Source organism: Pedomonas sp. (assembly GCF_036515995.1).
Classification (GTDB): Bacteria; Pseudomonadota; Alphaproteobacteria; order Sphingomonadales; family Sphingomonadaceae; genus Pedomonas.
This window is the reverse complement of sequence record NZ_DATBUP010000156.1, coordinates 1-11,575: the sequence shown is the minus strand read 5'-3', so window position 1 is coordinate 11,575 and position 11,575 is coordinate 1. Positions and strand designations below refer to the sequence as shown.

Annotated in this window: 10 protein-coding genes; 8 read left to right on the top strand and 2 right to left on the bottom strand. The window is 60.6% G+C overall.

All coding sequences use genetic code 11. From position 1 onward, the window contains the following. Both VIG90_RS11875 and VIG90_RS11870 read left to right on the top strand, forming a co-directional pair. A partial coding sequence (locus VIG90_RS11875) for a hypothetical protein (protein WP_331593733.1) occupies positions 1-394 on the top strand: 394 nt, incomplete at its 5' end. A 376-nt stretch (positions 395-770) separates the two neighbouring features. After that, positions 771-3,080 (top strand): hypothetical protein, encoded by a 2,310-nt coding sequence (locus tag VIG90_RS11870; RefSeq protein ID WP_331593732.1) that lies wholly within the window; start codon positions 771-773, stop codon positions 3,078-3,080. Between the two features lie 218 nt (positions 3,081-3,298). On the opposite strand, the gene VIG90_RS11865 is transcribed toward VIG90_RS11870, so the two are convergent. Continuing rightward, positions 3,299-4,321 (bottom strand): AraC family transcriptional regulator, encoded by a 1,023-nt coding sequence (locus VIG90_RS11865; RefSeq protein ID WP_331593731.1) that lies wholly within the window; start codon positions 4,319-4,321, stop codon positions 3,299-3,301. Positions 4,322-4,654: 333 nt separating this feature from the next. On the opposite strand from VIG90_RS11865, the gene VIG90_RS11860 reads away from it, so the two are divergent. The 5 genes from VIG90_RS11860 (at position 4,655) to VIG90_RS11840 (ending at position 9,630) form a co-directional block, all read left to right on the top strand. Next, positions 4,655-5,665, top strand: coding sequence for an NADP-dependent oxidoreductase (locus VIG90_RS11860; RefSeq protein ID WP_331593730.1), 1,011 nt, complete (start codon positions 4,655-4,657; stop codon positions 5,663-5,665). Then, complete coding sequence (locus tag VIG90_RS11855) at positions 5,662-6,009, top strand: hypothetical protein (RefSeq protein ID WP_331593729.1); 348 nt, start codon at positions 5,662-5,664, stop codon at positions 6,007-6,009. The genes VIG90_RS11860 and VIG90_RS11855 overlap by 4 nt, the downstream gene beginning before the upstream one ends. Beyond that, entirely contained in the window at positions 6,002-6,637 is a 636-nt protein-coding gene (locus VIG90_RS11850) for a Dabb family protein (RefSeq protein WP_331593728.1), read from the top strand. The genes VIG90_RS11855 and VIG90_RS11850 overlap by 8 nt, the downstream gene beginning before the upstream one ends. Before the next feature lie 564 nt (positions 6,638-7,201). Then, the gene (locus VIG90_RS11845; RefSeq protein WP_331593727.1) at positions 7,202-9,184 is read left to right on the top strand and encodes an NAD(P)/FAD-dependent oxidoreductase; all 1,983 of its coding nucleotides are present in this window, start codon (positions 7,202-7,204) and stop codon (positions 9,182-9,184) included. Between the two features lie 26 nt (positions 9,185-9,210). Next, complete coding sequence (locus tag VIG90_RS11840) at positions 9,211-9,630, top strand: VOC family protein (RefSeq protein WP_331593726.1); 420 nt, start codon at positions 9,211-9,213, stop codon at positions 9,628-9,630. Here the strand turns inward: VIG90_RS11840 and VIG90_RS11835 are convergent, their stop codons facing one another. Beyond that, the gene (locus VIG90_RS11835) at positions 9,631-9,768 is read right to left on the bottom strand and encodes a hypothetical protein (RefSeq protein ID WP_331593725.1); all 138 of its coding nucleotides are present in this window, start codon (positions 9,766-9,768) and stop codon (positions 9,631-9,633) included. 839 nt (positions 9,769-10,607) lie between these two features. Here VIG90_RS11835 and VIG90_RS11830 point away from each other — a divergent pair. Beyond that, complete coding sequence (locus VIG90_RS11830) at positions 10,608-11,177, top strand: TetR/AcrR family transcriptional regulator (RefSeq protein ID WP_331593724.1); 570 nt, start codon at positions 10,608-10,610, stop codon at positions 11,175-11,177. Positions 11,178-11,575 lie beyond the last annotated feature (398 nt).

Sequence of the window (11,575 nt, the reverse complement as noted above, 5' to 3'; positions counted from 1 at the left end):
TTCCGCGCTTGTTGGTTCGCAGGTTGCAAATGCCGCGCCACCGGACGGTACGTATCGCGGCCCAGTTACAGCTTCAAAAGGCCTTACACTAAATTGCACACTATCATTTGAGGTCAGCAGTGGTGGCACCCAGGTTGGCTTCATTGGGCTGGCAGGAGCAATGTGTTATACATGGTTTCAGAACCTGCCGTACGGCATGACGTCTACCGGGGCAACCAGTGGCACCTTCGCCATTACTGGCATTGACGCGGAGGTCTGGGTCTATGGCGGTTGCCAGGGCAGCATGACGGGTACATGGACCGGAACAACCCTCAACATTGACGCTGTTCTTCCGCCCAAAGTTGCAGGCACGGGCAATTGTACCTTCAAGGGATGGGTCCAGAAAATCGACTGAGGTTTCTTGTTAAATCTGGTGGCATGGGGTGCGATGCTGAGCGCGCGCACGGCACCATGGTGCCGCTTGTGGCAGTGTAGATAATTGAGGGCGCCCAGTTTTGGTGAGAGCGACACGGTTCGATGGAGTGCGTATCACCCTTCTCGGGCTGCTCTCCTCTGCCGCGTCCTTCGGCCTGGTACATCGTGATGCGGGGGCGGCAGCAGACAGCGCCGCCATCGACGTTGCAGCTGCAGCGCCCATCAGCGCCACTACCAGCGACGCCTCGAAGCCGGACGATGATATCGTCGTCACAGCCAGACGCCGGGGCGAGGCCAGGACACCGCCCGAAACCGAATTCAGCGAAGATGAGATCGCCACTTTTGGCGCTGACAGCGTGCAGGAATTGCTGGGGCGGCTTGAGCCGTTCATCAATGCGGGAGACGATGCGCCAGCACTGCTCATCAACGGGAAGCCCGCAGGGTTCGACCAGTCAGTATTATCTTACCCGCCAGAAGCACTGGAACGCCTGGCTGTTCTGCCTCCTGAGGCGGCGGCCCGGTACGGTCAGCCCTCCGGCAAGCGGGTGGTGAACCTGGTACTCAAGCAAAAATTTGCCAGCACGAATCTCGATGCGGCACTGACATGGGCAACACGGGGCGGGCAGCACGGCGGCCAATTGTCTGCTGGACAGGTGACCATCAATGGTGACACCCGCTGGAACGCGCAAGCCTTCGTAACCCGTGACAGCGCCCTGCGTAAAAGCGCAAGAAATATTCCGCCACGGCCCGGGGCTGCGGATCGGGTGGGATACGTCGCCAGCGCCGGTGGGACTGAAATCGATCCGGCACTTAGCCTTGGGGCAGGCGGGCTGGTCACAGTTGCCGCCATTCCGCGCGAGGCGGTGGCTGGTGCTCCCACCCTTGCGGATTTTGTCGCCACTGCCAACAGCACGCACCCGCTCGATCCCAATGATTATGAAACCTTGCAGCCATCAAGGCGCAGCCTCTCGTTCAGCGCAGGGGCTGGCCGTCCGGTCGGGGAATTTTCTGCGTCGCTCAATATCAATGCTTCGCGCAACACAAGCCGCGGGCAGCGCGGATTGCCGATGGCCTCCGTTCTTGTCCCGGCAAGCAGCTCCTGGTCGCCGTTCGCCAGCGACGTTATTCTCACACGCCCGTTCGATGGGGAGCGGGTGCTGCGCAATGACAATACGTCGAAGCAACTAGGTATCTCTTTGACGCTGACAGGCGCAATTGCCGGTTGGCAGACCAGTTTTTCCACCAATTACGGGCGCAACTGGAGCAATAGCCTGCTTGAGCACGCGGTTGACGTAAGCTCTGTTCAGGCCTCCATCACTGCCGGAGATCCGGCCTTCAATCCTTATGGTCCGTGGGAGGAGCACCTGCTGGCGAGCAGCCGTTATCGTTCGCGCGGGGATCGTCTCGATGCCAGCCTCAACGTTATGAAGAGTATACTCAGCCTGCCGGCGGGACCTGCCTCGACCACGCTTGCGCTGAACGCAAGTCGCTACCGGACCAGGAGCTGGCAGGCCGACACGCTTATCGACCTGATATCTCAGGAAAAGACGACACGCGAACAAATGGACGGCCAGATAACGTTCAGCCTGCCGCTGTCCCGCCGGGTAGACGGGGAGAAGAGCAGTATCGGCGACCTGACCCTTGATCTTACAATGAGCGGCCAGGCGATGTCAGGCACCCCCTTGCAGAAGCGCTACGGCAGCACCGTTATCTGGTCGCCCTTTCCGGCCCTCCAGCTGCGGGGTGCTTTTGACCATGTCGAGACGGCGCCTATGCTCGAGCAGCTCAATGGTCCGATCATCTCGACCATCAGCCGGGTCTATGACTACTCCCGGCAGGAGATGGCCGAACCGGTGTGGACCATCGGTGGCAACCCCGACCTTCAGCGTGGCCAGCGCCAAAGCCTTGCGGTCAGCGCGCAAGTTCGGCCGCTCAGCAGCCAGGCGCTGACGCTGAACGTTGCCTATCGCCGCACTGTCGCCAAGGGCGGCGTTGCCGGCTTCCCGGTGCTGACCCCGGCAATCGAGGCGGCCTTTCCCGAACGCGTCACGCGGGATGCAGAGGGGCGGTTGATTGCGGTTGATGCTCGCCCAATCAACATTGCCCACGACACCAACGCCGAACTCGCCTCCAGCATCGTGCTGCGCTGGCAGTCAGGCCAGAATGCAAAGATGGACGGGGCCCAGGCCAGGCCGGCAGATCCACTGATGGTGACGGCTTCGCTCAACCATCAGTGGCGGCTGGAGAACGAATTATTGATCCGGCCCGGAATTGCGCCGATCGACCAGCTTGGGGAAGACGGTGGTCAGCCCCGGCACATGCTCTCGCTTCAGGTGACTGCCGGGAAGCGGGGGATGGGTGCAAGCTGGAGCGCAAACTGGACAGGGGATGCACGCTTGCGGGGCACGACACCATCTCAGGATTTTCATTTCAAGCCGTTCATGACCCATAATCTAGCACTGCACATCGAGCCCTATGAAGTTTTCTCTTCACTGAACGATGCGGGGTGGGCGAAGAACCTGCGAATTTCGTTCGATGTTCAAAATCTCTTTGACGGATACCGGCGGGTCACCTTCGCAGATGGCAGCACACCAGGGGGGTTCAGCCGCGATGAGATCGACCCGCTGGGCCGCACGGTTCGCCTAAGCGCCCAGAAAAGATTCTAAACTTGCCTGCCAATCCAGCGCATCATCGTGCGTTTGATGAGGTTCAGGCACGGTAGACCGAGCACATATCGACTGCGCACCTGGATTTGAGGCAGGGCGGCCGCCTCCGCTGGAGCAAGCGGCGGACCAGCGGTTCGGTGTCGTTCGGGTGCCGGGTGCCGTACCGGTAGCTTTTTCTCTGCCATCAGTGCTGTGGACCGATAGGCCGCAGGAGCGGATCACTGCTCACGCCCCCGGCCCGCGGTATAAGCTGGTGACGTCGAGGGGCTTGTTCCCGTCCAACGCTTGTAAGCGCGCCGGAAAGCACGATCATCGGAAAAGCCCAGACGCTGTGCAATCGATGCAAGCGAGCGATCCTGATCCTGCATCAGCCTTTCGGCTTCATTGCGTAGCAGCGAGACCCGCAGCTGGCGATAACTCGTTCCTTCGCGACCAAGCCTGCGGCGCAGCGTTGCAACACTTACTCCCATCTGACGGGAAAGCAGGCTCTCACAGGGAACGGCTCGCCCCCGCCGCAATGCGTCGGCCATGAGCAGCCTCACCTGTGCTGACAGGCGGCGATGTCCCATCGCCTTCATGATGAAGTTATAGGGAAGCCCGTCGATGACTGATTCAAGCTCGTCGGCATAGCGCACGACTGGTCGGAGCAGGGAGGGCTCCCGGAACAGCAGGGCGTTGCACGGGGCATCGAACTGAACTGCGCAGTCGAACAGTTCAAGGAGCGGGCTCGGATGATCCGGACGTGGGTAGGCCAGGTGAACGCCGTCAGGCTCGATGAGCCTGTCGCCCAGCCATGAAAGCAGAGCCAGATGATAGTGCAGCCCCACCAGATCGTTCAGCATGGCTGCATCGTCCCGGGTCGAATAGCGTGACACGATCTCAAACCTGACGAGATCGCCTTGCCTGACCAGCCTGCTGCAGCGCGACGAGCCGACAATCATCGCGCTGAACTCGCAGCAGCGCTCCAGTACGACCCTCAAATCCGGGCAATGAATGACGGCGCGACACATCATTTCTCCGGCCAGCTGGGCAAAGACGGGCGTCTGATCGCGCTGGCAACACAGGCGTTCCAGCACCTCCATGTGCTCGCCGAACACCCGGGGAAACGCGGCAGCCCCTCTATTTCCTTTGTGGTTCAATGCCGCAAAATCTGATTGGTCAGCGCCCAGACTGATCAATGCCGCTTTTAGCTGTCTAACCAACGCTTCGGTAAAATCGATGTTTGGCATGGGGGCAACCATACGGCTCTCCCCGGGGACCCGCAATGGGAATGAGCGAAAGTGTCCGGTGTTGTGCGCGCGCCGGTCCTCACAGTGATGCTCTGCTCCCGCATAAAGACAGGCAGGAAGAGATAAACCGGCTTTGAGAGCTGCCCTGTACGCCTATTGCCAACATCGGTGGGAACTGCCGGGCACGCTGCAAGCCATCTGCCGGCAGGCAGATCCGTGTTGGTCCGCCAGTATGCCCCTTGGGCATGCGGGGCGGTGCGTTGGGTGTTGACGATAACCTGCTGTTATGGGCGCGCCGCCATCGTGGCGGTAACCCGGCAGAAAAGCGTTGGGAGAGCCGAGCAGATGACCGAACAGATGAGTGCGCTTGTCCTGAACGAGTTTGGCGGGCCGGATGTGCTTCATGTCGAGCGGATCGGACGGCCGAAGGCAGGCCCGGGTGAGGTGCTTGTTGAAGTCGCCTATGCCGGCGTTAACCCTGCGGACTGGAAGACCCGCCGGGGGATGCTTGCAAAGTACATTACCTACCATTTTCCCTTTGTGCTGGGCTTCGATCTGGCTGGGCGGGTGGTCGAGGTCGGACCTGGCGTCGAGAAGCTTGCGGTGGGAGATCTGGTTTTCGGAACGTCGCAGCAAGGGACTGGAAAGAACGGCTCCTATGCCGAATTTACAACCGCCTATGAAGCCATGCTTCAGCTGCTCCCCGCCGGCAAGTCCCTGAGGGAGGCGGCCTCGCTCCCGACAGCTGGGACGACGGCTTATGGCGGACTGGTCGATGTAGGTGGCCTCAAAGCTGGACAAACCGTACTGATCAATGGCGGTGCCGGCGGAGTAGGTACGATCGCCATCCAGATTGCCGCAACGCTTGGCGCGCGTATTGCCGTGACCTGCAGCGCCGGCAATGCTGACTATGTGCGTGCACTTGGCTGCGAGCGCGCCATCGACTATCGCCGGGAAGACGTTGCCGATGCGGTGAACAACTGGGCGCCAGGCGGTGTCGACCTTGTTTTGGATGCAGTCGGGCAGGGCACTTTGCTGCCCCGCGCCGGCACCATCGTGCGCAAGGGCGGTCGGTATGTCGAGATTGAATCCCTGATCTCAGAGGCGAGCGAGGCTGAGCGCGCAGCCGCCCGGGACAAGGGTTTTGAGATCCTCTCGAACATGCAGGCAATCTCCCGGTTGCCCGAGCAGCTTGCTGCTCTTGCAAAGCTCTATGCCGAGGGCAGGGTGCGCATGGCCGAACTGGCAGACACGCCCCTGGCTGGTGTGCCGGACGCCCATCGCCGGGTGGAGGGCGGCCACGTGAGAGGCAAAATCGTTGTGGCCGTCAATCCGGCGCTGGAGCAGGCCGCGTGAGCGATGAACTAATCTATGTAATTGATGAGTTCGATGTCCTGCCGGGGCAGGGCGAGGCATTCCTGGACTATTACATGACCGGCTATGCGCCGGGTGCCGAGAAGCGCGGCATGACGCTGGAGCGTGTACTGGTCAGCCCGCCGATTTGGCTGGAGGATCAGTCCAATACGGTGATCATCACCTGGACGCTGCCAAATGTGGGCGCCTGGTGGGGAATGTGTTCCCTGGGCCGCACCGACCCGGCGGTCCTTGGCTGGTGGGCAGGCGCCGAGAAGATGGTGTCGCGCCGCTCGCGCAAGTTTGCCGCAGCGAGCGCGGTCGTGAGCGAGATGTCTAATGTTTAGGGTAACGCAACTGATCCATCTGACGGAAGAGGCAGGCGAGGCCGGCAGGGTGGCATTTGCCGACGCGCTGCGCGCAGCGGCTCCAGCGGCCAGCCGCGTGCATGCCGCTCCGACGCTGTCCGGCGTGTACAATGGCGGTGACGTCATGGCGCACCATGTCTTTGCCAGCAAGGAGGCGTGGGCAGAGGCTGAGGCGGCGTTCGACGCCTTACTGTCACAAAAGCAGGTCCGCCTTGTCGATCGGGTGGCCTGCGCAGCGCCGCTCGTTGCCGGCCGGAGCGAGAAGATGGGTCGCGGCATCTACCGGGCATTGTTTCTGGCCGTAAAGCCGGGCGTCGATCAGAAGCGGGTCGAAGCTTTCGAGCGTGAGCTGGGACAGATGCCCCGTTACATCACGGCCATCCGCAACTGGCGTCTGAGCCGTGTCGAGCAAGCGGCCGGCGCGCGGGCCTGGACTCATCTATGGGAGCAGGAATACGAAAGCCTTGAGGGGTTGAACGGCCCTTACATGCTTCATCCCTATCACTGGGCGCGAGTTGACCGCTGGTTCGATCCCGAATGCGAGGACTGGATCGTGGACACACACATCTGCCACAGCTTCAGTGACTTCGACCAGCATGTCATCTGACACAATCGGTCCTGTCGGAGCCGGGAGCCGCAAAGCGTGCGGAGCCATGGCCTGGCACTAAGGGCCTGGAACTAAGGGATCGGGCCGCACCAGGCCAGCCGCGCGAGGGGTCGTGCGGCTGGTGCCGGCACACCTCATGCAGAGGCTGCGGCTGCCGGATCGCAGGGCAGGCCTGACAGCTCCGCCGCAAGGGGAGGGGGCGCGTCACTTGGCTCAAACTGTGACGCTGTGCTGCGTGCTTGCCTGTTGAGGCAAGGCAGAAGGGCCTGCCTCCTGTGTGGCCGGTAAATGCTCTTATCGACGCAGCTGCGGGCTCATCCCCCCCGAAATTCATGATCCCTGCCATAGTGCAGCAGCATCGCGGAAAAATCCTTTAGATCCTATTGGCTTATGCTTTTTGGCGGCGCACTTCTGCGGCGTGGGGCGCGTGCGGTCGGGCTGTGCGGACGCCGACATGGTGTTTGTTATTTACACCGAGTGTTGTAAATAATCACTTACATGATAGTGGGTCGGCCGGTGCATCAGGGCCGGCTGCAGGCAGGGCTCAGCGGGGAGAAGAGTATCATGGCAGATGCCGATCTTGCGTTATCGTCGAAACTTGACCGCGCCATTGATGGGCTCGACCCGATTATGGCCCTCATGGTCCTGATCCAGCTGACCGGCGACCGCACCTTGTTGCACCGCTACTGGAGCGCCTTGGATGGCCGGCAGGAGAGCGTCGTTGAGGCGTTCCGGGACATTGATGCGCGCCAAGAGCATGCCCCGGTCGACCCTGTCGTTGCTGCCGAGATCCGCGGAGCGCTGCGCACTGCGATCACTGCCGGCAGGCCGCCGATCATGCCGCACCTTGATATGCCGATGTTCCGCAAAATGTCCCGTCTGCTGCTCGGCCGGGACTTGCCGGACATGTCGGTGGATGTCGCATTCCAGCATGCCGGCTTCACGACCGACACCCGCGTTCGGAAGCCACGCGACGTGCCGCCGCCCGATTTCAAGGTCATCGTCGTCGGCGCGGGCATGATGGGCATCAATGCGGCCGTGAAGCTGCAGCAGGCCGGGTTCGATTTTACGGTCCTTGAGGCACTGGACAAGGTGGGAGGTAACTGGCTGACCAACACCTATCCCGGCGCGGCTGTTGACACGCCGAGCCGGGTCTATTCATTCTCCTTTGAGCCCAACGCCTCCTGGACGCGCTACTATCCGCGTGGCCCTGAGTTTCTATCCTATCTCGAGCGTGTGACTGACAAGTACGGGCTGCGGGAGCGCATCCGCTTCGGAACCTGGGTGGAAGGGGCTGACTGGGATGAGGCCCGCAAGATTTGGACCATCAGAGCTGTGCGCAATGGCCATCCTGAAACTCATGAATGCAATGTCCTCATCATGGCGGTTGGCCCCAACAACAACCCCAATTACCCCGTGGTCGATAATCTCGAGGCTTTCAATGGACCGGTCGTCCACTCGGCAGCATGGGATCATTCGGTTGATCTTAAGGGTAAGAAGGTGGTCCTGGTCGGCACGGGCTGTTCAGGTGTCCAGGTCGCAACCGCCATTGCCGATACGGTCGGTGAACTGGTCATCGTGCAGCGCCAGCCGGAGCATATCATTCCTAACCCGCAAGCCCATGCCCAGGTCAATGAACTCGAGATCTGGGCGATGGAGCACATCCCCTTCATTGTAAACTGGAAGCGCCTGCAGAGCCTTGAGAGCCAAATGGGCGATATGCGTGGCATGGTCCTGAAGGACGAGGAGTACGCCAGGCAGACCGGCGGCTTCGGGCCGATCAATGACGGCATGCGCATGCTGGCCGAGGGGTACCTGAAGAGTCATTTTCCGGAAGACCCCGAGATGGTCGCGTTGCTGACGCCTGACTTTCCCGTCTTTGCCAAGCGGCCCATTCTCGACTGCGGGTTTTATGACACACTGAAAAAACCGAATGTCAGCATCTTGCGTGGAGAACTTAAAGCTGCGGACGAGACCGCTGTCGTGCTGTCCGATGGCACCCGGATCGAGTGCGACGTGCTGCTGTTGGCAACCGGCTACGAGTTACATTTCGGGCGGCAGTTCGACATCCGGGGCATCGATGGCAAGACGCTCAGGCAAGCCTTTGATCCCCATCCCTTCTCCTACGAGGGCCTGCTGATCACGGGGTTCCCGAACTTCGTCTTTATGGGAGCGCCCTACAGCTACCTTGTTGCCAACCACGCGGTCGTGAGCGAGCAGCAGGTGCACTATATCATCGAGTTGCTGCAGTGGATGGTCGATGACAAGCTGGCCTCCTTCGATGTGACCTCTGAGGCGACCACGGCCTTCGTCGAGGATGTGGATGCGAGCCTGGCCAATTCCGCATGGGTCCAGTGTGGACGCGCACATGGCTATTACCGCGATGTTGGCAGGGACGGGAAAAAGAAGGTCATTCTTGCCATTCCACGCCACAATTCACGCATCTGGCACGACCTGCGCTCGCCGCGCCAGGGGGATTTTGCGGTGGAGCAACGTGAGGGCGCGCTGCCTGAGCCCAGCCGTCCCATGCAGACGCTGATGATCTGAGACCGCTTTCATGAAGGAGCTGAGCGATGAATGATCCGCGTCCGAGCGGCAGCAAGAACGGCATGACCTACGGGTTTTCCAAGACGTTCGTCCGTGACCTTGGGGCCATGGCCAGATTCTATGAGGAGGTTCTGGGCCTCGTTCCTTTCAACCGCCACAAGGATGTCATGCTGGGCCGGGAGATCGATGAGATCACCTATCAGGCGAGCTACCCGGGCGGCCCCGCATTGACGCTGATCAGCTATACCGATGGCGATGCGCCGCCAGCCGGCGAGGCGGTTCAAGGCTTCCTGACACAAGACCTGGATGCCGTGTGCGAGCGTGCCAGGTTCGCCGGCGGGTCGGTTCCCGAGCCGATCCGGGAGGTGCCCGAGTTCGGCATTAGAGTTGCTTTCATTCTCGACCCTGAAGGGCACATCAACGAAGTCGTTCAGATGCAGATCTGATCACCCCGTCGGGGAAGGAAAAACGTCATGGATCGCGAACTGACCCAGAACTTCCGCTCTGTTGCTCTGCCACGCCTGGTCGATGACGCCTGAACCAGAGATCAGCATGCCCGCTTGCTCAAGGTTGTCGGCGACCATGGCCCCTGGCCGCTGATCCGGACGGAGTATTTCAGGACACCCGCCGAGGTTATTGCAACAGCCTCTGGCCGCATCCCGGAGGAGGGGCAGCTGACCTGGGACATGATCGGTATCAATCCGGTGTTGCGCAGCTACCAGGCATGCGGCGGGGCTTGCTTTACCCCGAAGTTGCAGACGGCTGCCATAACTCCCGCTTCCTTGAGCGTGTACCGAACTCCTGGGACTGCCCCTTACGTCGAGCCAGAGGCTTTCCTGTTCAGCATCCAGGGGCTGTCGTGGTCCGACCTACGATCCTCCGGATGCAATCGCTGAAGCGGCCCGAGCCTGCAGGCGTACGCTGGAGCTTTAATGCCCGGAAGAGCAGCGCACAATGCGCTTTGCGACGGGCGCACGTTGCTAGAAGCACAACTCCCGTCAAGGCGGGCTTCATGGTCGGTCGGCGGCGCGAAGCTGCAGCGGCGCGCGCAAGCGGATCTCAGGGCCGCGCAATATCAGCGCGATTGCCGCGACGAGACGGGATATTCCAGCGGATGCCGGAAGAGCTTTCAAGCGGATGAGATAAATTCATATTTATCAGATAATTAAGTAAACTCCATCATCTGATCCATGAGTGCGGGCCTGTTGCCTTTTGAGCCTTCTAACGGCATGAGAGGACAAGACTGCAACCGGTTGTTTCGACTGATGGTTTTTTCAATACAGCGCCGTGGACATCGGCTCCGGTGTCAGGAGGGCATCATCGCAGGGTACGAGGTTTTCAGTTGGATATGACGCAGAAGGTGGCAGGACCAAGGCGCAAGGGACGACCCGATGCCGGCGCGTTGCAACGGAAGAGGGCAACAGTGCTGGACGTTGCCAGGCAGCAATTTGCCGCTTCCGGTTACCGCGCAGTCACGATGCGCAAAATTGCGGAGCAGGCCTGCGTCTCTACCCGCACGCTTTACAATTGGTATGCGGACAAGCTTGCTCTGTTCGAGGCCTGCCTGAGCGCAGGATCAGCCCATTCAGATGTGCCGAAGATCAATGACAGCTTGGCGTTGGAACAGGCACTTCGTGCCTACGCGGCCGCCCTGATGCAGTACCTGGCACGCGATACCAGTCTGGGACTGGGACTGGTGGTGTACCGTGAGGGTGCAGAGTTTCCTGAAATTGCCGCTGCCGCCCATGCCAACCAGAATACCTGGCTGGTGGAACCGCTGGCAGCCTACTTGACGCACCACGGCCTTGAGCGCGAAGGGGCCACTGATAACACCAAGCTGTTTATAGCCATGGCCCTGTCGGAATTTCAGCGCCGGTTGGCTTTCGGCTGCCCGTTGCAAACCGCTTTCGAAATCGATGAGCATGTCGGAAGGGTGACATCCCTGTTTCTGACCGGAGCGGCGACAAGCGCGTACGGAAAAGATTATTTATAATAAGTCGGTTAGAGTCGTTTCTTTAAGAAACTTTAAGTGACGCTGTCCGACGGACATGGAGGCTTCGGGCAGATGACTGACCTTGCACGTCTAAGCCCGAGGCATTGCCACTAGGTTCTGGTCACGGTGTCGGTGTCCTGTTCGAGAAGGGGTTTCAGGCGGGGCTGGTTGAGGTGGATCTGCCAAGAGGCGCGGTCTGAGCAGCCATCCCGGCACGACGGTCTGCCTCCGGTTCCTGAGCGTCGTTGCCAGGATGTGCCCTTTCAATTACCCACAAATCGTCGCATGGGTGATTCCGCTGGACTCATTGCCGTTGCCCGAAGGGCGTCGCTCATGATTCGTTCCCGAGCACCAATTTTCTGGAGCGAGGTGCGCGGTGGACAGGACGACATCGGACA

Coding starts and splice junctions, on each gene's coding strand:
- VIG90_RS11865 (WP_331593731.1), bottom strand. CDS start 4,321: ATGGTTGCCCCCATGCCAAACATCGATTTTACCGAAGCGTTGGTTAGA.
- VIG90_RS11860 (WP_331593730.1), top strand. CDS start 4,655: ATGACCGAACAGATGAGTGCGCTTGTCCTGAACGAGTTTGGCGGGCCG.
- VIG90_RS11850 (WP_331593728.1), top strand. CDS start 6,002: ATGTTTAGGGTAACGCAACTGATCCATCTGACGGAAGAGGCAGGCGAG.
- VIG90_RS11845 (WP_331593727.1), top strand. CDS start 7,202: ATGGCAGATGCCGATCTTGCGTTATCGTCGAAACTTGACCGCGCCATT.
- VIG90_RS11840 (WP_331593726.1), top strand. CDS start 9,211: ATGAATGATCCGCGTCCGAGCGGCAGCAAGAACGGCATGACCTACGGG.
- VIG90_RS11835 (WP_331593725.1), bottom strand. CDS start 9,768: ATGGTCGCCGACAACCTTGAGCAAGCGGGCATGCTGATCTCTGGTTCA.